This window comes from Microvirga brassicacearum (assembly GCF_008757455.1).
GTDB lineage: Bacteria > Pseudomonadota > Alphaproteobacteria > Rhizobiales > Beijerinckiaceae > Microvirga > Microvirga brassicacearum.
Genome location: NZ_VCMV01000006.1, coordinates 132,823 through 152,798, shown reverse-complemented (window position 1 = coordinate 152,798; position 19,976 = coordinate 132,823). Strand labels below are relative to the sequence as shown.

The window sequence follows — 19,976 nt, the reverse complement described above, 5'->3', positions numbered from 1 at the left end:
GATCTCTGTGAAACGCCGAGGAACTCCTACATGACGACGACTCAGCTCCCGGACATCGTTTCCCTTCTCGACACCGCATCGCCGGTTCTCTCGATGCCACAAGTCGGAGAAATCGCTCGCGATGTGTTCGGACTCACCGCCGCCGTCAGCGAACTTGCCGGCGAGCGGGATCGCAACTTCCACCTTCGCGTGGGCGAGACGCATTACGTCCTGAAAGTCAGTAACCCGGCCGAAGACCGGCAGGTGATCGACTTCCAGACCGGCGCCTTGCTGCACATTGCCTCCGTCGATCCCGGCCTGCCGGTGCCGCGCGTGATTCCGACGCGCTCGGGAGCGGCCGAATGGCTGCTCACCTGTGCTGGCCAGGAACCGCGCGTAATCAGGGTTCTGTCGTTCCTGCAAGGCGAACCGCTATACCGGGTCCCGACCAGCGCCATGTTGAGACGCAATCTGGGACGTGATGCAGCGCGGCTCGACCTCGCATTGCGCGGCTTCTTTCATCCGGCGGCCGGCCACGAGCTGATGTGGGATTTGAAACATGCAATCCGCGTGCGCGATTTGCTCGTGCATATACAAGACAGGGAGCAACGGGCACTGGCCGAGCGCTTTCTCGACAACTTCGAAACCAACGCGCTGCCCGTGCTGCCGCGCCTGCGGGCTCAGGTGATCCATAACGATCTCAACCCGCACAACGTGCTGGTCTCGACCAGCGAGCACAGCCGCATCGCCGGCATCATCGATTTCGGCGATATGGTTCATGCTCCGCTCGTCAACAATCTCGCCGTCGCCGCCGCCTACCAATTGGCGTCGACAGGACATCCGCTCGAGGCGATGGCCGATCTGATCGCCGCCTACCACAGCGTCCTGCCGCTAGAACCGATCGAGCTCGAAATCCTGTTCGACCTGATCGCCACCCGAATGGTCCTGACGGTGGCAATCACCGGGTGGCGTGCCGCGCGCCATCCCGAGAACGAGGCTTACATCCTGCGCAACAACCCACAGGCCTGGGCCGGACTTGAGCGGTTTGATTCCCTGACTCGGACCGACGCGCAGGCCTATCTGCGCCAAGCCTGCCACGCGGAGTGACGAACATGACGATGATCAATGCCTATGACCCTGCCAACGCGGCCAATGTCCCGGCCCACGAGCAGGAGATGATTGCGCGGCGCAGGCGGCTTCTCGGTCCGGCCTATCGGTTGTTCTACGCCGATCCCGTCCACGTCACGCGCGGCGAAGGCGTGTGGCTCTACGATCCGGAGGGCCGCGCCTATCTGGACGTTTACAACAACGTCGCGTCAGTCGGGCATTGCCATCCGCATGTGGTCGCAGCCTTGTCGCGACAGGCGGCGGTGCTGAACACCCACACGCGCTATCTGCACGAGGCGGTTCTTGATTATGCCGAGAGGCTGCTTGGATATTTTCCGCCGGAGCTCGAACACGTCATGTTCACCTGCACCGGCAGCGAGGCGAACGATCTCGCGTTTCGTGTGGCGAAAGCTCATACGGGCGGCACTGGTTTCATCGTCACGCAATTCGCCTATCACGGCGTCACGAACGCCATCGCGGAGATGTCGCCCTCCCTCGGCAGTTCCATGATCCTCGGCAATCACGTCCGCACGGTGCCGGCGCCTGATGCGTATCGGAGCGAAGGACAGGATGTCGGCGCTGCATTCGCCGGTCATGTGCGGCGGGCCATCGACGACATGCTGGCGAACGGCATCAAGCCCGCGGCTCTGCTGGTCGACACGATCTTCTCCAGCGACGGCGTCTTCACGGATCCGCCGGGTTTCCTCGCCGAGGCCATCGATGTGATGCGCAAGGCGGGCGGGCTCTTCATCGCCGATGAGGTGCAGCCTGGATTTGGTCGCACCGGCGCGCACAGGTGGGGCTTCCAGCGTCACGGTGTCGTTCCCGACATGGTCACGCTCGGCAAGCCGATGGGCAACGGCCACCCCATGGCGGGCATGGTTGCGCGCCCGGAAGTCCTCGCGGCGTTCGGCGAGCGCCTGCGATACTTCAACACCTTCGGCGGCAATCCCGTGTCGGCGGCCGTGGGCATGGCGGTGCTCGATGTCATCGAGAGCGAAGGGTTGATCGAAAACGCCGCGAAGGTCGGTGCGCACCTGCGCGGCGGGCTTGAAAGCCTGGCGAACACATATCCCATTATCGGAGATATACGCGCCGCCGGCCTGTTCGTCGGCGCCGAATTGGTGCGGGATCGCCGCACACGGGAGCCGGCCACGGAGGAAACCGCGCGCATCGTCAACGGACTTCGCGCCCGGCATGTCCTCATCAGCGCGGCGGGTCCGGCAGCCAATGTTCTCAAGATCCGGCCGCCGCTCGTCTTCTCGAAGGACAACGCCGATCTGTTTCTCACCGCCCTCGACGATGTCCTGGCGGAGGTCGTGGGCCGGTAGACCCGACCCACGCGCGCTGGTCGAGAGCGATCAGGCCAAGGCTTGCTGGAAAGCGTCCGGCCGTTTGACTTCGATTTCCACGAAGGCGATCGGATGCTCCGAGCCGTTCATGACATCGTGCTCGATTCCGGCCGTGCGCATGTACGATTGGCCGGCGACGAGCGGGACGTCCCGCGCGGAGGTGCCGTCATGGAGTCGCAGGATTCCATCCGTCAGCATGATGACGAAGTAGGGCCATTCGTGCCTATGCCAGCCGGTCACCGCACCCGTTGCAAAATCCCAACGCGTGATGCGGATATCCGCGTCATCCTGCTGGACCGTCGGGACGGCGGGGATGGTGCATTTGAAAGCCATGTTTTCCTCTGAGGCTGCGAGCGGACGATGCGGCTCGGGGTTACGGATCATTGTGCGGCGAGCCTGACGAGTGGAGCGCCGATCATCCTGTCGCCGAACGGCGAGATGGAAGCAACACCGATGCGGCGGCGCCGATCACCAGGACGAGACCGATGAAATCGGCGATTGTCGGCTGCTCGCCGAGGATCAGCATGGCGCCATATACGCCGACAGGGGGAACCATCAGGGTGCCGAGGCTCGCCGTCCCGGCGGGAACATGCGCCAGGATCGCATACCACAGGACATAGGCGAGCGCCTGCGAGAGAAGAACGTGATAGAGAAACGCCAGGATCGTCGCATTCTGCAACGAATGCGGCAGAGAGAGATCTTCGAAAGCCAGCATTCCGACGGTGGCGCAGGCAGCGCCGATGAGCAGTTGCCACACCGCGATCGTCAGCGGCGGCGCATCGACGGGGAATCGCTTGCTGACGATCGTACCCAGCGCCCAGCAGATGCCGGCCGTCAGCGAAAGAAAGACCCCCGCGGTGAGTTGCCCGGCCCTCAAGAGCGGCCAGCCGAGAGCGATCAATCCTGCGACGCCGAGGCTCAGCCCGAGGCACCGTCGGCGATCCAGTGGTTCGGACAGAAAAAACCGCGCGAACACCACGGTCCAGATCGGCATCGTGAACGTGACGATTGCGGCGCGCGAGGTCGGCCCGGACAGCTGCGCGAACGCCAGGAGAATGTTGAACGCGGCGATCGACAGCAATCCCGCGACGGCAAGCCGGACCCAATGTCCGCGCTTCACCGCCAGGGAGTTGCGCCGCATCACCGCCACACCTGCCAGAATGACACCGCTGAGGGCCATGGCGCCGGCGCGAAAGGTCCAAGGATTGATCTCGACCAGCGCGATCTTCACCGCCGGCCAATTGAAACCCCAGAGCAGCGCCAGGAGGGGAATCGCCGCCTTGTAGTAGCCAGCCGAAACGGGTCGGGACGATTCCCTTGCGCCGAGCTTCACGACGTCTTGATCTCGTAGGTGACCCATTTTGTACGGTCTGCGATGCGATCATAGGCGGAGCGTGCACGATAATTGTCATCGGCGGTGATCCAGCGGATCACCGTCCAGCCGCGAGCGCGGCCGGTTTCGACGATGGCGTCGATCAACGCCTGCGCGGCGCCGGAGCCGCGCGCTTCCGGGGCGACGAACAGATCGTCGAGAAAGCCGCCGGTCGATGCCGCCAGCGGCCGGGCGAACGGGCGAAAATGAGCAAGGCCGATCGGCTGCCCCGCCTCGTCCAGTGCGACAAGGCCCTGCATCTCGTGGGCCGGATCATGGAGCCAGCTCCAGACGGTCGCCCGCATGTCCGGCGTCTGCGCGACGCGATAGAACGCCGCATAACCAGCATAGAGCTTCTCCCATTCCGCACGATGTTTTTCATCGGGCTCGACAATGCGAAGCGGGCGCGCCGGCTTGCCGTGCGCCATGCCGGACGATGCGAGGTCGCCGTTCGTGGTATTTTTCATCATTTCTTTCCTTGCTGTCGATCCGCGCTTGCACCGGGAGCTTGAAGGCGCTCGCCAATTCGGTCGGCGGCGTGTTTCAGGATGTCGAGATGCCGGGGCAAACCGTCCGTGACAATGTCCGCCGTGAGACTCGTGATGCTCACGGCTCCGGCGAAACCTCCGCCTCGATCGAAGATGGGAACGCCCAGCGCCGCAAGTCCGATATAAAAGTCGTCCTGCGCCAGTTCCCATCCTTTCTCGCGAATGGACCCGGCGGCCTTGCGCAGCTTTGCGGGTGCGGTCTCGCTCAACGGCGTCCGCCGGGGCATCTCTCCCGCAAGGCTCCGTTCGCGCTCCTCGTCCGAAATGTAGGCCAGAATGATACGTGGACCGGCGCCGCAATTGAGAGCCGTGCGCGCACCCACCGCGAACCATGTCGCGTCGATGTGGAACAAGGGAGCGCGCACGCGATCGACACACAGGGCGGCGTCGTCGTGATGGACCCACAGAAATGCAGATGCGGACGTCAGTTCCGTCACCTCGGCGAGAATCGGCGACGCGATTTCGCGCAGATCCAGCCCGACCTGAACGGCCGATGCGATTTCGCAGATTCCGGCATCGAGCATGTAGCGTTGGGCGCGCGGGTCGAAACTGACGAGGCCGGTCATCGAAAGCGTGTGCAGAATGCGCCGGGCGGTTCCTTTGTCGAGTTCCGCGATCTGCGCGAGTTCCGTCAAGCTCAGGCGCGGACGATCCGGCGTGAAGGCCCGCAATAGCGCGACGGCCCGTTCCACCGACCGCACAGGCGGCACTCCGGGCTTCTCCCGAATCCGTTGCAGCATCCCACCAACGTTCGTCAACGCTCTTGCCCTTGAGGGTGCCATCCGGTGACACCGTGCGTCATAGATTGACACAAGCGTTCGCCCTTGCAAATACTTCCGCGTCCTCAGAAATCGTATTCACAGCTGTTGCGAGCAGTCCCATGACTCTAGATGCCGAACTCCGTAACAAGATCATCGCCTCGGTCGAAGAGGGTTTCGCCGATCAGCTGACCTTCACGCAGGAGATGATCCGCTTTCCGTCGGTTCGCGGCGCAGAGCACACCGTGCAGGATTTCGTGTTCCGGCAGCTGGCGGACCGTGGCTACGTGATGGACCGGTTCGAAATGGACCGCGCCGCGATCGAAAGCCATCCGGGTGGTTCTCCTTGGTCGGACGAGCATTCGGAAGCGCCGATCGTCGTCGGCATCCACCGGCCACGCGCGGAAACCGGTCGCTCGCTCATTCTCCAGGCTCACGTGGACGTGGTGCCGACGGGGCCTGCGGAAATGTGGACGCATGCGCCATTCGATCCGGTGATCGAGGGCGACTGGATTTACGGTCGCGGCGGCGCCGACATGAAGGTCGGTCATGCGGCCAATATCTTTGCCATGGACGCCCTGCGCCGGATCAGCCTTCAACCGGCCGCCACGGTCTATGTGCAATCGGTCGTCGAGGAAGAATCCACCGGCAACGGTGCGCTGATGACGCATTTGCGCGGCTACAAGGCCGACGCGGTGCTGATCCCCGAACCCGAGGAAGAGAAGCTCGTGCGCGCCAATGTCGGCGTGGTCTGGTTCCAGATCGAGGTGCGCGGCCATCCCGTGCACGTGCGCGAGATGGGAGCAGGCGCCAACGCCATCGACGCGGCCTATCGGGTGATCGCCGAATTGCGCCGGATGGAGGAAGAGTGGAACACCCGGAAGGTTGGGCGGCCGAATTTCGAGAACGAGGCGCATCCGATCAACCTCAATGTCGGCAAGATCGAAGGCGGCGATTGGGCCTCCTCGGTTCCGTGCTGGTGTCGCCTCGACTGCCGGATCGCGATCTATCCGGGAACTTCGGCCGAAGACGCGGCGCGTGAGATCCGCGAGCGCCTGGGGGCCTTTGCTCGAACCGACGCCTATTTCGCCAACAATCCGCCGCTCGTGACGTTCAATGGCTTCCATGCCGAAGGCTACGAACTGGCGCCTGGCTCGGAGGCAGAGGCCGTGCTCGCCGGCGCCCATCAGGACGCCACCGGAAAACCGCTTGAAAGCTTCATGACGGCAGGCTATCTCGACGCCCGCGTCTATGCGCTCTACGACAAGATTCCGGCTTTGTGCTACGGTCCGAGTTCCCAGAATATCCACGGGTTCGACGAGCGTGCCAGTATCGCGTCGATCAAGCGCGTCACGACCGCGATGGCGCTCTTCATAGCGGAATGGTGTGGAGTGGAAGCAGCATGAAACCTTGTGGCGCGGCGTCTGGTTGCAGATCCGTTTGAGGCGTGAAAAACGCGCGCCTTCCCCCCCTCGTCGCTCTCCGCGCTTTCGACGCAGTCGGCCGAAGGCAAAGCATCCGCGCCGCCGGCGATGAACTCGCGGTCAGCCACACGGTGGTCTCACGACACCTGCGCAATCTTGAAGACTGGCTCGGCGTGAAGCTCGTCGAGGCGCGCGGCCGCGGCCTCGTTCTCACCGCCGAGGGCGCGCGCTACCACGCCCAGATCGGCCGCGCGTTGGAAGCCATTGCGCGGGCGACCGCCGACCTGCGTCCGACCGCGCGGCGGACACTCGCCATCTGGTGCTTTCCGGGCCTGGCAAACCGGCGCCTGCTTGCTCACCTGCCGGGGCTGGAGGCGCGGCTGCCGGACTGGGAGATCGTGCTCCATCCGACGCTCGCGCGCTGCGACCTCGCGCGTGGGGAAGCCGATGCCGAAATCGTCTACCTCGACAACGTGGAGAGCACCGATCGGCTGCGGGCGGAGCTGCTCGCCCGGCCCCGGGTGTTTCCGGTCGCAAGCCCCACATTCATGGCACGCTACGCTGGCGTGGAGACGATCCGCGACCTTCTCCGCCTTCCGCTCATTCACGAGGATTCGACGGACCAGTGGGACCGTTGGCTCAGCCTTGCAGGCGTCGATACGCCACCGACGCTCAGCGGGCCTCGGCTCTGGCACGCGCATCTGGCGATCGAAGCGGCGCGCCTGGGCCAGGGCGTCGCATTGGCCAACGAGATGCTGGTGGAGGAGGATCTCAAAACCGGGGCGCTGATCGAGGTCGTGCCCTCGGATTTGCGCCTTTGCGGCTACTACCTGGTCGCTGCGGCGAGCCGGTGGGAGGAGCCCACCATGGTGGTCCTGCGCGAGTGGCTTCGCGGTCTTGCTCCGCAGGCACTCCCTTCGCGGAAATAGGTGCATAAAAGGCACCGAACCTGCGCAAACTAAGCAGTTGTTGCCGGGATCGCTTGTCGCGAAGCTGTCGCGAAATCGCCGCTAACGCCTGGAGCACAATATGCCGACCAACTCAGATCTTTTCGCCCGTCGACAGGCCGCTATCGTTCGCGGCGTCGGGAATGCTTCGCCGATCTCCGCGGCGCGGGCGCTCAACTCCGAGATCTGGGATGTGGAAGGCAAGCGCTATGTGGATTTTGCCGGCGGCATCGCAGTTCTCAATACGGGCCATTGCCATCCGCGGATCATGGATGCGGTCCGCAAGCAGATGGATTGCTTCACCCATACGTGTTTTCAGGTGCTGATGTACGAGCCCTATATCGAGCTCGCGGAACGCCTCAATGCGTTGGCGCCGATTTCCGGGCCGGCGAAATCCATCCTGTTCACGACCGGCGCGGAGGCGACGGAAAACGCCGTCAAGATCGCCCGCGCCGCAACCGGCCGCTCCGGCGTGATCGCCTTTACGGGCGGTTTCCACGGCCGCACCATCATGGCCATGAGCATGACCGGCAAGGTAGTTCCTTACAAGAAAGGTCTCGGTCCGTCGGTTCCGGAAGTCTGGCATGTTCCGTTCCCGGTTCCGCAGCACGACGTGACCGTTGAGGATGCGCTCAAATATCTGTCGTTCCTCTTCAAGGCCGACGTCGATCCGTCGCGCGTCGCGGCGATCATCATCGAGCCGGTCCAGGGCGAAGGCGGTTTCCACGCTGCACCCGCCGAATTGATGCGCGCCTTGCGCCGGATCTGCGACGAACACGGAATCATTCTCATCGCGGACGAGGTGCAGACCGGTTTCGGCCGCACCGGCAAGATGTTCGCGATGGAGAATTACGACGTGTCGGCCGACATGATCTGCGTCGCCAAAAGCCTCGCCGGCGGATTCCCGCTCTCGGGCATCATCGGCCGCGCGCCGATCATGGATGCGGCCGAACCCGGCGGCCTTGGCGGCACTTATGCGGGCAATCCGCTTTCCTGCGTGGCGGCGCTTGCCGTCCTCGATATCTTCGAAGAGGAAAAGCTCCTTGACCGCTCGAATGCCATCGGCCAGCGCCTGAAAGCGGGTCTCGAGGCTCTCCAGCGGCGCAATGATCTCTTGCCGATCGCGGCCATTCGCGGCCCCGGCGCCATGGTGGCTTTCGACATCGTGAAGGAGCGCGGCAGCGACGCGCCGGACGCGGCCGCGACCAGCCGAGTGACCAAACGGGCCTTCGAGAACGGCCTTGTTCTGCTGTCATGTGGCACGAACGCCAACACGATCCGCATCCTGGTTCCGCTGACCGCGTCCGACGACATCGTCGACGAGGGACTGGGGCTGCTGGAGAAAGCTCTGGCGGCCTGATCCCTAGGCTTCACGGCGAAGACTTTTTGAGTCGCCGAAGCGTCGGAGCGCGCTATGGTTGGCATTGAGACCAATCTTCTTGCGACCAAATTGCGTTGCTGAAAAGCGATGCGATTTGCGCACCGGCGTCAACGCGTTCACGGAGCCTGACACACATGGTCCGGGCCGATTGGACCGCAGAGTCCACGGTCCCGATCCAGGACGCCGAGAAGCGGCAGTGGTGCTGCCGCTTTCAATCATTCTCAAGGAGGGAAGTTATGCGAGTGACGACATTACACAGACGGGCAGTGATGTTCGCGGCGGGGATGAGTGCGCTGTGCTGGGCGGCCGGTCCGAGCTATGCGGCCGAGCCGGTGAAGATCGGCGTTGTCGCGCCGCTCACGGGCCCGGCGGCCAATTCGGGCATCTCCCTGCGCCAGGGCATGGAACTCGCCGCGGAAGAGTGGAACGCCAAGGGCGGCGTGACCATCGACGGCCAGAAGACCCCCGTCACGGTGATCTTCGAGGACTCCCAGTCCCGCCCCGAGGTTGGCGTCAGCGCCGCGCAGAAGATGATCAATCGAGACAAGATCGATCTCCTTATCGGCGAGGCATTTCACAGCTCGGTCACCATCGCGCTGATGGAACTCGCATCGCAGTTCAAGCTCCCGATTCTCAGCGGCGAGCCGGTCAGCACCGAAATTTCCAAGAAGGTCGAAGCCGATCCCGAAAAGTACAAGCTCTTCTGGAAGGGTGATTTCAACAGCGAGGCTTATGGCGAAGCGCTGCGCGACGTCTACAAGAGCATCGCCGCCACCGGCACCTTCAAGCCGAAGAAAAACACCATCGCGTTCGTGGTGGAAGATACCGATTATGGGCGTTCCAACGCGGAGATCACCGCCGACCTGTTCAAGAAAGAGGGCTGGAATGTCGTCGCGCTTGAAACCGTGCCGCTGGGCCATGCTGACTTCTACCCGCAGCTGACCAAGATGCGCTCGCTCCAGCCCGACGTGCTGGTTTCGATCTTCACCTCGGTGAATTCGGGCGCAGGTCTCGTGAAGCAGTTCCAGGAACTTGGCGTCAGCGCCCTGCACCTGGGCGTCTATTACCCGCTTCGCTCGGAATTCTTCGACCAGGCCGGCGCTGCCGCCGAGGGTCTGGTGTGGGTGCCGATGCAGTTCGACGCGGAATCGAACAAGGAGCACGCGAGCTTCGACAAGCTGATCAAGCAGAAGTTCAAAACCGCGGCTTCGTCCGATCATGCCTTCGGCCACGGCATCCTCAATGTCGCTCTTGGCGCCATCGATTCCGCGGGTGCGCGGGACGCCACCAAGATTTCGGAGGCTATCGGCAAGACGAACTACAAGGGCGTTCACGGCACCTGGGCGTTTGATCAGAAGAACCACACGGCGAAATCGGGCGCGGACTTCATCCCGGTGCCGGCCGCGCAGGTGCAAGGCGGCAAGAACGTGGTGATCTGGCCGGAGCAACGTGCTGCCGGCAAGTATCAGCCTCAGCCGAACATTCGCTAAGGCGAAGAACAAAAGTGGGAGAGGAGCCGCGCGCCCTCTCCCACTTTCCCATGATACCTGCGTCCGCCCGACGGAACGAACCAGGATGAGCATGACGAACAATCCACTTCTTGAGACAAAGAGCATCCGCAAGAGCTTCGGCGGCGTTGTGGCGGTCCGGGACGTGTCGTTTCGCGTGTCGCACGGAGAAATCCTCGGGCTGATCGGCCCCAACGGCGCCGGCAAGACAACCCTCTTTCACGTGATCGCCGGCAAGGAACAACCGACGAACGGCACCATTCATTTCAAATCCCAGGACGTCACGGGCTTGCGTCCCGACCAGCGCTGCCATCTTGGCATCGCCCGCACGTTCCAAATCCCGCAGCCGTTCTCGCAGATGACCGTGTTCGAGAACGTCATGGTGGCGCTGCATTTCGGTGCCGGTCAGCATACCGGCTCTCTTGAGGACGAAGCGTCTCGCATCCTTGCTCGGGTCGGACTCGATCGGTGGGCTTCCGAGGAATCCTCGTCGCTTCCATTGGGAGCGCGCAAAAAGCTCGAACTCGCGCGCGCTCTGGCCACCAAGCCGACGCTCCTGCTGCTTGATGAGGTGATGGGTGGCCTGCGGCCGAATGAGATCACCGAGGTCATGGCAACGATCAGGGAGGTGCGCGAATCCGGCGTGACCATCATCATGATCGAGCATGTGATGCGGGCCGTGATGGGTCTCGCCGATCGCATCATCGTGCTGCATCACGGCGAACTGATCGCCGAGGGATCTCCGGCCGAGATCACGCGCAACGAAGCCGTCATCGAAGCATATCTTGGGGGCTCGGCACATGTCTCGTCTTGAACTCAGCCGCGTTTCGGCATTCTACGGCGACGCCCAGGCCCTGTTCGATATCGACCTCGTGGTGGAGCCTGGCGAGATCGTCGCGATCATCGGCTCGAACGGCGCCGGCAAGACCACGGTCCTGCGCACCATTTCGGGTCTGGTGAGGCCGCGCGAAGGTTCTCTGCAATACGACGGCCGGGACCTCGCATCGACGCACCCATGGTCAGTGGTGTCGCACGGCATCGCCCATGTGCCCGAAGGCCGCCGCCTGTTCCGGGACATGAGCGTGCAGGAAAACCTCATGATGGGCGCCTACCACCGCAATAATGCGGCGGACGGCAAGGTCGATCTCGATCGCGTCTACACCCTGTTCCCGCGTCTCGCGGAGAGGCGTGATCAACTGGCCGGCACCATGTCGGGCGGCGAACAGCAGATGGCGGCGATCGGGCGTGCGCTCATGGCAAGACCGCGGCTCCTCCTGCTTGATGAACCCTCCCTCGGCCTCGCACCCAAGATCATCGAAACCGTGTTCAAGACCATCCGCGAGATCAACAGCGAGGGCGTGGGCATCGTCCTGGTCGAACAGAGCGCGCAGCTGGCGCTTGAAACGGCACAACGCGCTTATCTCATGGAAAACGGCCGCATCGTTAAGACCGGCAGTGCCTCTGACCTGATGAACGACGACGCAGTTCGCGAAGCCTATCTAGGCCTCTGACAGAGACCCCGGAGAGAGAAACACAAACCATGTTTTCAATGCCGCTGCCGCTCTTCGCCGAGCAAATTATCAACGGTATCGTTCTCGGGTCGATGTACGCGCTCGTTGCGAGCGGCCTGACGCTGATCTGGGGTACGATGCGGATGCTGAACTTCGCCCATGGCGAGTTCTACATGCTGGGCGGGTACTTTTTCTTCCTGCTCATATCGTCCCTCGGCTTGCCGCCGGCCCTGGCGGTACCGCTCGCCATTTCGCTTGTCTTCCTCATCGGCCTCGCCGTGCAGCGGCTCGCGGTGCATCCGCTTCTGGGGCGTCCGCAATGGGAATTCAGCACGCTGGTTGCGACCCTCGGCGTCTCGATCTTCCTGCAGAATGCAGCCCTTCATATCTGGGGCGAGCGGTTCAAGACGGTGCCGTATTTCATCAACGGCACGATCGACATCGTGGGGATGCGCCTGTCGTACCAGCGATTGCTGATCCTCGCCGTCGCCGTCGTGGCGATGCTGGCAATGTGGTATCTCCTGCGCCGGACCCGGTTCGGAATGGCGCTGCGGGCGACCGCGATGGATCGCGACGCGGCGATGCTTTACGGCGTCAACGTCTATCGCGTGTTCACGATCACCTTCGGAATCGCGGCTGCGCTCGCGGGCCTCGCCGCCACCATGCTGGCCAGCATCAACTCCATCAGTCCCTGGATGGGCGCTCCCCTGATGCTGAAGGGCTTCGTGGTCGTCGTCCTCGGGGGGCTCGGCAGTTTTCCGGGCGCCATTGTCGGCGGCATCATCATCGGCATCGTCGAGACGCTCGGCGTCATCACGTGGTCTTCGCAATGGCGCGAGGTCATCTCGTTCACTGTGCTGATCCTGATTCTCTGGTTCCGGCCCTGGGGCCTGTTCGGCGTGAAGGAATCCTAAAGATATGACCGCGCCCGAGAACAAAAAACCTCTGAACAATCTCCTCATCCTGATCGGCATCGCGGCCGTTCTGGGCGTCGTGCCGCTGGTGACGCAGGAGGCGTATTTCCTCCACATCTGCATTCTCGCTCTGCTGTTCGGCGCTCTCGCGTCGAGCTGGAACCTGATCAACGGCTATGCGGGCATCTTCACCTTCGGCCATCAGGCGTTCTTCGGCCTTGGCGCCTACGGGTCGGCGCTCATGAGCATGAAGCTGGGCTTGAGCCCATGGGTGACGATGTGGATTGCCGGCGTCATGTCGGCCGCATTGGGATGTCTCATCTCGCTGCCGGTGCTGCGCATCCGTTCGATTCCCCACATCGCCATCGTGACCCTCGCCTTCGCCGAGATCGTGCGCATCGTCTGCTCCAACCTGACCGAGTTTACGCGCGGTGAGCTGGGGCTCTGGGGCATTCCTCCCTTCACATCGTTTTCGCTGCCGCTTATCGGCCCGGTGACGTTCGATGCGGCGCACAAGGTGGCGTATTTCTACGTCGTCGTCCTCCTGTGGCTTTTGATCGTCGGCATCACCTACTGGATCCTGCGCAATCGCTTTGGCTTCGGACTTCGGGCGATCCGCGATTCGCAAATCGCGGCAGAGAGCCTTGGGCTCAATCTCACCCGCTACAAGACCATGGTGTTCGCCCTGAGTTCCATGCTCGCTGGTGTCCTGGGCGCGTTCTACGCTCACTACGTGCTCATCCTGACGCCGAGTTCGGCGCTGGGTATCGACATCATGATCCAGATCGTCGCCATGACGTTGATCGGCGGTATCGGGCGCCTGCTCGGCCCCACCATCGGCGCGTTCATTCTCACCTTCGGGTTGGAATGGCTGCGCGGGTTCGGCGAATACCGCATGCTCATCTACGGCGTGCTTCTCGTCGCCATCGTGATGTTCCTGCCGAAGGGGCTGGCCAGCATGCGGTTTGGCGCATTGCGTCGCCGCAAGAGCACGCCGTCGCCGTAAGCCGGCGAAACAAGCTCACGACCAACGAGGGTGCCGACGCGCTGGTGCGTTCGGGCACACAGAAAAGGAGCCGGACTTATCATGGTTGATTCCGATACCTCTCGCCGAATCTGCGACGCGGTCGATGCGCATTTCGATGCCCAGATTTCCACCACCAAGGATTTCGTCGCAATCCCCAGCACGCGCGGCGCCGAAGGCCCATGCCAGGATATGATGGCCGATCTCCTGCACCAGCGCGGCTATGAGGTCGACGATTGGAAGATCGAGATCGACGACGTGAAAGACCTTCCCGGGTATGGCCCGATCGAGCACGACTTCTCCCGCGCCCGCTCCATCGTGGGGACCTATCGGCCGGAGCGGACGGCGGGCAAGTCGCTGATCCTTCAAGGCCACTGCGATGTGGTGCCGGCGGGGCCGCTCGACATGTGGGACACGCCGCCCTTCCAACCGACTGTAAAGGACGGCTGGCTGCATGGCCGCGGCGCGGGCGACATGAAGTCCGGCACCATCGCGGCGCTTTATGCCCTCGATGCGCTGCGCGCGGCCGGGCTGAAGCCCACCGCCCGTATCCACCTGCAATCGGTCATCGAGGAGGAGAGCACCGGTGTCGGCGCCCTCTCGACCCTTCAGCGCGGCTATCGGGCCGATTGCTGCCTGATCCCAGAACCGACCGACGGCAGGCTGATCCGCTCGCAGGTGGGCGTCATCTGGTTCCGCCTCAAGGTGCGCGGCCGCCCGGCGCACGTCGCCCAGGCCGGGTCGGGCTCCAACGCCATCAAGGCGGCCTATCATCTCGTCCAGGCTCTCGAAGGGCTCGAGGAGGAGTGGAACCGGCGTGCTGCGACTGATCGCAACTTCAAGGCGCTGACGCACCCGATCAACTTCAATCCGGGCATGATCAAGGGCGGCGAATGGGCTTCCAGCGTCCCGGCCTGGTGCGATGTCGATTGCCGCATCGCAATCCTTCCTGGTTGGAGGGTGTCCGACTGCCAGACGGAAATCCTCGCCTGCATCGCCGAGGCGTCGCGCCAGCATCCGTTTCTGGCAGGCAGCCCGCCGGAAGTGGTCTGGTCGGGGTTCCTGTCGGACGGTTTCGAGCTCACGGGCGCCGAGGAGCCGGAAGCGGTGCTGCGGCAGGTTTACGGATCGGTTTTCGGGGGCGAGCTTGCGGATGCCGCGTTCACCGGCCTCACCGATACGCGCTTCTATGGTCTCAACCACGGCATCCCGAGCCTTTGCTTCGGCGCCAAGGCCGATCAGATGCACGGTTTCAACGAACGGGTGGAGCTCGATTCGCTGCGCAAGGTGACGCAAACCATGGCGTTGTTCGTGGCCGATTGGTGCGGGGTGGAAAGGGCATGACGATGGAAATCCTGACGCTGCCGGTCGCAGAACTCACCGCGCGGTACCGCAGCAAGGCGCTCTCGCCGGTTGAAGTGACCGAGGCGCATCTCGAACGCGCCGAGCTGGTGGACGCACAGCTCGCAGCCTTTCAACTCCTCACTCCGGATTTGGCGCGGGAGCAGGCGCGGGCGTCCGAAGCACGATGGCGTGCGGGCACGCCGATCGGGGAGCTCGACGGCGTTCCCGTGACGATCAAGGACAATTTCGACATTGCGGGCCTGCCGACACGGTCCGGATCTCTCACCACATCCGACAAACCTGCGACCGACGACATGCCGAGCGTGGCGCGCCTGCGCGAAGCGGGCGCCGTCTTCATCGGCAAGACGACGACGCCGGAATTCGCCTGGAAGGGCATCACGGACAGCGCCTTGCGCGGCATCACGCGCAATCCCTGGAATCCCGCGCACTCACCGGGCGGCTCCAGCGGCGGCGGCGCGGCGGCGCTGGCCGCAGGCGTCGGAGCGCTCGCGCTCGGCAATGACGGCGGCGGTTCCATTCGCATTCCCGCCAGCCTGAGCGGGTTGTTCGGCATCAAGCCGACCTTCGGCCGGGTTCCCCATGCGCAGACCGGCCTGTTCTGCACCCTTGCGTCCGGCGGGCCGATCGCACGCTCGGTTGCGGATGCGGCCGCCATGCTGCAGGTCCTCGTGCAGCCCGACGATCGGGACTATTACGCCGTTCCTGCACCCGCGCCGGATTGGCTGGGCAATCTTCGGGCCGGAATCAAAGGCATGCGGATCGGCTACTCGCCGGCGCTGCAGGGCATCGAGCCATCAACCGAGGTTTCACGGGCGATCGCCAAGGCAATCGAGCTTGCGCGAGAACTTGGCGCCGAGATCGAGGATGTCGGCCCGGTTCTCGAGCCGCTGCGGCCGATTTTCGAGGAGCATTGGCGCGCGGGATTTGGTGCGCGGCTGCGGGATGTTCCCCGTGACCAGTGGGATTTGCTCGATCCCGGTTTCCGGGAGCTCGCCGAATCTGGGTTGAATGTCAGCGGTGAGGCGTTGAACCGGGCGGAAATCGCGCGGGCGAAGCTGGCCGAGAAAATGGCCGTGTTTCACCGCCGCTACCCGATCCTGCTGACCGCGACCACACCTGTTACGGCGCCGCGCGCCGACATTCTTTACAATGGGCCGGATTATGACCGCTGGCAGGTCGCAGTTCCCTACACCGTGCCGTTCAATCTTACGGGCCAACCGGCGGCCTCGTTGCCTTGCGGCCTCTCAGCCTCCGGACTTCCAATCGGCCTGCAGGTCATCGGTCCGCGCTTTGCCGAGGGTCTTGTCATGCGCGTGAGCCAAGCGCTCGAATCCGCGATCGGCTTCGACACGCGTCCGCCGCAAAGGTGATGCGGCAGGCGACCCGGAGGACGACTTTGATCACGCAAAACTTGCCGCCCATTGAGCTTTCGGTATCGTCACCGTGAAGGTGGAGCCGCGACCCTCCACGCTCTCCGCGCGGATGCCGCCTCCATGGCTCCGCGCGATGCGCCGAGCGAGGTTCAAGCCCAGTCCGGTTCCCCTGTGGCGGGCGGCATTTCGTGCACGGAAGAACGGTTGAAAGAGCTTTTGCAGATCGGCCGCAGGAATGCCGATGCCAGAATCCTGCACCGATATCACGAGGTTTTCCCGGATGATCGAGCCTTCAATCCGGATGATCGTGCGTTGGGGTGAATATTTCGCCGCGTTGCAGACAAGAATGTTCATCATCTGCTGCAGCAGAATGAGGTCGCCGAACAGGTTTTCGGCAGACGGCGAGATGTCGATGTCGAACCGGCGCCTGGGTTGGGCAAACCGGACCTGGTTGCAGGCGCGCGAGACGATATCGGGCAGGGAGCATATCTCCTGCTCCAGAGCCACATGCCCGGTCTCCGGGCTGATCCGGTCCAGCAGGCCTTGGACCAGTAGCAGGAGTTCGCCCGCCGCGTCGCGAATCCTTCGGCTGCGCTCGACGACCTCGCAGGCTTTCTGGGCTTTCGAATGGCGAATGAGACGCTGTGCAGCCCCGTCGATGACCGCAAGCGGCGTGAGAAGCTGGTGGGCCAGGAGCGTCAGGACATCGGCATCGATCAACGCAAGACTTCCCGAGCCCGGGACGAGAGGCCGTGTGGAAAGAAGGTATTCGGGGAGATCGGCTCGTTTGGGCAGATTGAGCCAAACACTCGGACTTGGTATTTCGGTCATGTGGCAGCCAAAGCTTCTTCGCGTTGCACATTGATGGCGAAGGGAAGCGCGGATTGGCTTCGCCTTACGTCACCTGCACATCGATAAGTCGGCACCCTCCCATTTACATCACCCCTATGGGTGACGGCGTCTCACCTCGATCCGGATCCGGCGGCTTCGGGCGATCCGGATCTATCTCTTTGTTTTGCCGGGAGAATTCTTGGCAAAATGGGATTCGCTTCGAGGGACCAGGATCTAGCGCTGTGGGGGGATCTGCGTGAAGACGAGCCGCACGAGCTCCTTTTGCTGCGATGTCCCGGTCTTTGAGAAGAGGCTGCTCAACTGGGTCTTAACCGTGTTCCGGCTGACCCCGGCCCGCTCGCAGAACTGATTGACCGTCTCGCCGCCGGCCAGACCCGCCATCAATCGTGTCTCGGCATGGGTCAGGCCATAGGCGTTGCGAATTTGGTCAAGGGCTGACGCGAGGACGGCCCGGGGTGCCCTGACCATCATCAATACGGTCGGCTCAGGCGCCCAGATGCGGGCCTGAACCGGAGGCAGGAGCATCACCTGCAGCGGCTCGCCACCGCGAGCGGATGGAAGCGAGAAGGTCTTGGCCTGCCGGGTGTCGATGACGTGCTGGATATGATGCGCCAACGGAATATGGTTCTCGATCACGCATCGGAGACGGCCGGCAACGATGCGAAGCTCGCTGCCATCGTCGAGCAGAGATTGCGCCGCCTCATTGAGCTCCGTCACGATGCCGCGGCGGGTGACGGTAAATGCCGCCGTTCCGAGCTTGTGAAGAGCCACATACCCGATCGCCGCCGACGCGCTCAATTCTTCCAGGCGCTTGCCCATCGTGACCGACTGACGGAAATGGGGCGCGAGTGTTTCCAGAATGCGATGAGCCGAATCGCTATACTCGCCGTCGCGCTTCGGCCGAAAAAACGTGAGAAAAACCGATGAGTTGTCGTCGACCCGCATGGAAATGCCGGTCGAGTGGTGGAAACCGTTCGGACGGAACCAATCGGCATAGTACTCCGCGCGGTCGAAATCCCGCCGCTCCATCAGCGACTCGATAGGGTTTGCTGTACCGTCCGGACGCTGAAGGGCGCGCGGAATGATCGGGTTCCGGCCGGCATAATGCTGCTGGTAGCTGCGAATGGCGGCCATATCCACGTCCTGGCGAGCCAGCAGCGTGATGGCGGACGAATGCAGGTCATGAATGAAGAAGACCGAGGAGCCCCGCAGGAGGACGTTTATCTTCTCCGAGATCTGCGGCCACACCGCGGGCTCCGCAGATGCTTGGTAGATCAGTTCGATCAGCTCAGACGTCGATTGAAAGCTCATCCCGGCGACACGGCCCCGCAGCCAAAAGCTCCATAGATTTGCGTGAGTTCGCGCGGTTCCGCCAGCATTTATTCAGTGGGGAACAAGAACTGCGCAAGAGCAAGCGGGAATTTTGTCGGTGTTGCGTTACCTTATCACGCGACTTCTGCGGGCTGGAATGCCAGCGCGCCTCGCATGAGAAGGGCAACCAGGTCAGTTTGCCGGCTGGTATGGGTTTTGCGAAAAAGATTCTGCAGGTGGAACGAGACCGTGGTGGGTGAGACCCCGAACTCCGTTGCAATCTCATCGAGGCGCTTGCCATCCGTGAGGGCAACAGCGAGCCGCGCTTCTGCGCGAGTGAGGTCGTACATCCGCGAGACCATCTCGGCGGAAAGCCGCGGGCGCATCTCCGGATCGACGACGAGCACCGCGACAGCGGGGGAATCGATGGCGTCCCGGACGCCAAGGGGGCAAATTTGCAGGATCAGGGGCCGGTGCATTGCCCGTGAGACCGTCACCATGCTGCCGTTGCTCGGTCCCGCAAGAGCATTCTGGATGGCCTGTTTCAGGTTGCGCGTGCTCGTTGCCGAGGTCGTTCGCAGGCCGCGAGCGGAGAGAACGAGACCGTCCTCGCCCCGCGTCATCCGCTGAGCAGTGCGGTTCATGGACTGCACTTGCCCGGTGCCGTCGAGAAAGATGACGCCGCTCGACATGCCATCGAGCGCGTTCGCCACACCCGCGAAGGCATCGCGCGTTTCCACGATCGCCGCCTCCAGCATCTCTCTGCGTTCGCGTTCCAATTGAGCGACCGTATTGCGCCGCATCCGCGCGACCTGGCCGAGCCGCGAGCCGATCGTCGCCAGCATCACATCGTAATCGACGGGCTTCAAAAGGTAGTCGTCTGCGCCGACGCTCTTCCCCTGAATGACATCATGCTTGTCGTTCAGCACTGAGAGAAACACAAACGGCACGTCGTCGAGATCAGGACGTTTGCTGCGGATCGCGCGGAGAAGGTCATAGCCGCCCATGATCGCCATGGTGATGTCCGAGAGGATCAGGTCGGGCTTGCAGGTCTCCAGCCTCTTCAGTGCCTCTTCGCCGTTGGTTGCCTCCTCGACACGATATCCCGCTGCTTCAAGTTCCTCGACAATGTCGGAGCGCAGGCGAAAATCGTCCTCGACGCACAGAATTAGCCGGCCCTTCGTTCCTATATCAAAGTCGTTCTTCAACATTGAACTATCCATTGGCTATCAGCAGATGATGATTGTCTT

The 19,976-nt window shown here is 63.0% G+C and carries 19 protein-coding genes; 12 read left to right on the top strand and 7 right to left on the bottom strand.

Translation table 11 applies throughout. The features are described 5' to 3' along the window. Positions 1-30: 30 nt before the first annotated feature. Positions 31-1,086, top strand: a complete 1,056-nt coding sequence (locus FEZ63_RS05415; RefSeq protein WP_162419670.1) for a phosphotransferase — start codon at positions 31-33, stop codon at positions 1,084-1,086. Positions 1,087-1,091: 5 nt separating this feature from the next. After that, positions 1,092-2,417 (top strand): aspartate aminotransferase family protein, encoded by a 1,326-nt coding sequence (locus FEZ63_RS05410; RefSeq protein WP_150942614.1) that lies wholly within the window; start codon positions 1,092-1,094, stop codon positions 2,415-2,417. Positions 2,418-2,447: 30 nt separating this feature from the next. On the opposite strand, the gene FEZ63_RS05405 is transcribed toward FEZ63_RS05410, so the two are convergent. The 4 genes from FEZ63_RS05405 to FEZ63_RS05390 form a co-directional block, all read right to left on the bottom strand. Next, a complete protein-coding gene (locus tag FEZ63_RS05405; RefSeq protein ID WP_150942613.1) occupies positions 2,448-2,771 on the bottom strand; it encodes a cupin domain-containing protein in 324 nt (107 codons plus the stop codon). Positions 2,772-2,853: 82 nt separating this feature from the next. Beyond that, positions 2,854-3,771, bottom strand: a complete 918-nt coding sequence (locus FEZ63_RS05400) for a DMT family transporter (RefSeq protein ID WP_201274094.1) — start codon at positions 3,769-3,771, stop codon at positions 2,854-2,856. Beyond that, the gene (locus tag FEZ63_RS05395) at positions 3,768-4,277 is read right to left on the bottom strand and encodes a GNAT family N-acetyltransferase (RefSeq protein ID WP_201274093.1); all 510 of its coding nucleotides are present in this window, start codon (positions 4,275-4,277) and stop codon (positions 3,768-3,770) included. The genes FEZ63_RS05400 and FEZ63_RS05395 overlap by 4 nt, the downstream gene beginning before the upstream one ends. Next, complete coding sequence (locus tag FEZ63_RS05390) at positions 4,277-5,098, bottom strand: IclR family transcriptional regulator (protein ID WP_201274092.1); 822 nt, start codon at positions 5,096-5,098, stop codon at positions 4,277-4,279. Before FEZ63_RS05390 ends, FEZ63_RS05395 begins: the two co-directional genes overlap by 1 nt. 140 nt (positions 5,099-5,238) lie before the next feature. On the opposite strand from FEZ63_RS05390, the gene FEZ63_RS05385 reads away from it, so the two are divergent. The 10 genes from FEZ63_RS05385 to FEZ63_RS05340 all read left to right on the top strand — a co-directional run bounded on the left by FEZ63_RS05385 (position 5,239) and on the right by FEZ63_RS05340 (position 16,560). Beyond that, entirely contained in the window at positions 5,239-6,522 is a 1,284-nt protein-coding gene (locus tag FEZ63_RS05385) for an ArgE/DapE family deacylase (protein ID WP_150942610.1), read from the top strand. Between the two features lie 41 nt (positions 6,523-6,563). Beyond that, positions 6,564-7,469 (top strand): LysR substrate-binding domain-containing protein, encoded by a 906-nt coding sequence (locus FEZ63_RS05380; protein ID WP_150942609.1) that lies wholly within the window; start codon positions 6,564-6,566, stop codon positions 7,467-7,469. A 100-nt stretch (positions 7,470-7,569) separates the two neighbouring features. Next, complete coding sequence (gabT, locus tag FEZ63_RS05375; RefSeq protein ID WP_150942608.1) at positions 7,570-8,847, top strand: 4-aminobutyrate--2-oxoglutarate transaminase; 1,278 nt, start codon at positions 7,570-7,572, stop codon at positions 8,845-8,847. Positions 8,848-9,110: 263 nt separating this feature from the next. Beyond that, the gene (locus FEZ63_RS05370; protein ID WP_162419669.1) at positions 9,111-10,358 is read left to right on the top strand and encodes an ABC transporter substrate-binding protein; all 1,248 of its coding nucleotides are present in this window, start codon (positions 9,111-9,113) and stop codon (positions 10,356-10,358) included. Positions 10,359-10,449: 91 nt separating this feature from the next. Continuing rightward, positions 10,450-11,190, top strand: a complete 741-nt coding sequence (locus FEZ63_RS05365) for an ABC transporter ATP-binding protein (protein ID WP_150942606.1) — start codon at positions 10,450-10,452, stop codon at positions 11,188-11,190. After that, entirely contained in the window at positions 11,177-11,887 is a 711-nt protein-coding gene (locus FEZ63_RS05360) for an ABC transporter ATP-binding protein (RefSeq protein ID WP_150942605.1), read from the top strand. Before FEZ63_RS05365 ends, FEZ63_RS05360 begins: the two co-directional genes overlap by 14 nt. Before the next feature lie 29 nt (positions 11,888-11,916). Then, complete coding sequence (locus FEZ63_RS05355) at positions 11,917-12,801, top strand: branched-chain amino acid ABC transporter permease (RefSeq protein ID WP_150942604.1); 885 nt, start codon at positions 11,917-11,919, stop codon at positions 12,799-12,801. Positions 12,802-12,805: 4 nt separating this feature from the next. Beyond that, positions 12,806-13,807, top strand: coding sequence for a branched-chain amino acid ABC transporter permease (locus tag FEZ63_RS05350; RefSeq protein ID WP_150942603.1), 1,002 nt, complete (start codon positions 12,806-12,808; stop codon positions 13,805-13,807). An 81-nt stretch (positions 13,808-13,888) separates the two neighbouring features. After that, positions 13,889-15,169 (top strand): ArgE/DapE family deacylase, encoded by a 1,281-nt coding sequence (locus tag FEZ63_RS05345; protein WP_150942602.1) that lies wholly within the window; start codon positions 13,889-13,891, stop codon positions 15,167-15,169. After that, the gene (locus FEZ63_RS05340) at positions 15,166-16,560 is read left to right on the top strand and encodes an amidase (protein WP_150942601.1); all 1,395 of its coding nucleotides are present in this window, start codon (positions 15,166-15,168) and stop codon (positions 16,558-16,560) included. The genes FEZ63_RS05345 and FEZ63_RS05340 overlap by 4 nt, the downstream gene beginning before the upstream one ends. Positions 16,561-16,590: 30 nt before the next feature. On the opposite strand, the gene FEZ63_RS05335 is transcribed toward FEZ63_RS05340, so the two are convergent. From FEZ63_RS05335 to FEZ63_RS05325, 3 genes are all read right to left on the bottom strand, one after another. Further along, on the bottom strand, positions 16,591-17,394 hold the full coding sequence (locus FEZ63_RS05335; RefSeq protein WP_150942600.1) for a sensor histidine kinase: 804 nt from the start codon (positions 17,392-17,394) through the stop codon (positions 16,591-16,593). Positions 17,395-17,628: 234 nt separating this feature from the next. After that, complete coding sequence (locus tag FEZ63_RS05330; RefSeq protein ID WP_150942599.1) at positions 17,629-18,726, bottom strand: helix-turn-helix transcriptional regulator; 1,098 nt, start codon at positions 18,724-18,726, stop codon at positions 17,629-17,631. A 134-nt stretch (positions 18,727-18,860) separates the two neighbouring features. After that, on the bottom strand, positions 18,861-19,937 hold the full coding sequence (locus FEZ63_RS05325; RefSeq protein ID WP_162419668.1) for a response regulator: 1,077 nt from the start codon (positions 19,935-19,937) through the stop codon (positions 18,861-18,863). Between the last annotated feature and the right edge of the window lie 39 nt (positions 19,938-19,976).

Coding starts and splice junctions, on each gene's coding strand:
- FEZ63_RS05415 (WP_162419670.1), top strand. CDS start 31: ATGACGACGACTCAGCTCCCGGACATCGTTTCCCTTCTCGACACCGCA.
- FEZ63_RS05410 (WP_150942614.1), top strand. CDS start 1,092: ATGACGATGATCAATGCCTATGACCCTGCCAACGCGGCCAATGTCCCG.
- FEZ63_RS05405 (WP_150942613.1), bottom strand. CDS start 2,771: ATGGCTTTCAAATGCACCATCCCCGCCGTCCCGACGGTCCAGCAGGAT.
- FEZ63_RS05395 (WP_201274093.1), bottom strand. CDS start 4,277: ATGAAAAATACCACGAACGGCGACCTCGCATCGTCCGGCATGGCGCAC.
- FEZ63_RS05390 (WP_201274092.1), bottom strand. CDS start 5,098: ATGCTGCAACGGATTCGGGAGAAGCCCGGAGTGCCGCCTGTGCGGTCG.
- FEZ63_RS05385 (WP_150942610.1), top strand. CDS start 5,239: ATGACTCTAGATGCCGAACTCCGTAACAAGATCATCGCCTCGGTCGAA.
- gabT (WP_150942608.1), top strand. CDS start 7,570: ATGCCGACCAACTCAGATCTTTTCGCCCGTCGACAGGCCGCTATCGTT.
- FEZ63_RS05365 (WP_150942606.1), top strand. CDS start 10,450: ATGACGAACAATCCACTTCTTGAGACAAAGAGCATCCGCAAGAGCTTC.
- FEZ63_RS05360 (WP_150942605.1), top strand. CDS start 11,177: ATGTCTCGTCTTGAACTCAGCCGCGTTTCGGCATTCTACGGCGACGCC.
- FEZ63_RS05355 (WP_150942604.1), top strand. CDS start 11,917: ATGTTTTCAATGCCGCTGCCGCTCTTCGCCGAGCAAATTATCAACGGT.
- FEZ63_RS05350 (WP_150942603.1), top strand. CDS start 12,806: ATGACCGCGCCCGAGAACAAAAAACCTCTGAACAATCTCCTCATCCTG.
- FEZ63_RS05345 (WP_150942602.1), top strand. CDS start 13,889: ATGGTTGATTCCGATACCTCTCGCCGAATCTGCGACGCGGTCGATGCG.
- FEZ63_RS05340 (WP_150942601.1), top strand. CDS start 15,166: ATGACGATGGAAATCCTGACGCTGCCGGTCGCAGAACTCACCGCGCGG.
- FEZ63_RS05335 (WP_150942600.1), bottom strand. CDS start 17,394: ATGACCGAAATACCAAGTCCGAGTGTTTGGCTCAATCTGCCCAAACGA.
- FEZ63_RS05330 (WP_150942599.1), bottom strand. CDS start 18,726: ATGAGCTTTCAATCGACGTCTGAGCTGATCGAACTGATCTACCAAGCA.
- FEZ63_RS05325 (WP_162419668.1), bottom strand. CDS start 19,937: ATGTTGAAGAACGACTTTGATATAGGAACGAAGGGCCGGCTAATTCTG.